The sequence below is a fragment of the Tetzosporium hominis genome, from assembly GCF_002265435.1.
Taxonomy (GTDB): Bacteria; Bacillota; Bacilli; order Bacillales_A; family Planococcaceae; genus Chryseomicrobium; species Chryseomicrobium hominis.
The window spans coordinates 1-238 of record NZ_NOKQ01000136.1 but is presented as its reverse complement, the minus strand read 5'-3'; the positions used below and the strand labels follow the sequence as shown (position 1 = coordinate 238).

Sequence of the window (238 nt, the reverse complement as noted above, 5' to 3'; positions counted from 1 at the left end):
TTTTCTTTTAATTTCTTGATGGTAGCTGGACCGATTCCTTTTAAGGCAAGGAGTTCTTTTTCTGTCCAATTTTTGAAATCAGCAGCAGACTTGATTCCTTCATCGTAGAAAGTCTTGGCACGGTCGACTGAAAGTCCACCTAGGTTGGATGCGAATTCTTCTACAGAGCTTGTAACTTTTTGAGCTTGCTCTTTAGTTGCTTCTACTGCTTGTTCCACTTTTTTAGAGACAACTTTCC

At 39.9% G+C, this 238-nt stretch carries 1 protein-coding gene; it reads right to left on the bottom strand.

What is annotated here, in order from left to right:
• A partial coding sequence (locus tag CF394_RS03140) for a helix-hairpin-helix domain-containing protein (protein ID WP_133079789.1) occupies positions 1 to 238 on the bottom strand: 238 nt, incomplete at both ends.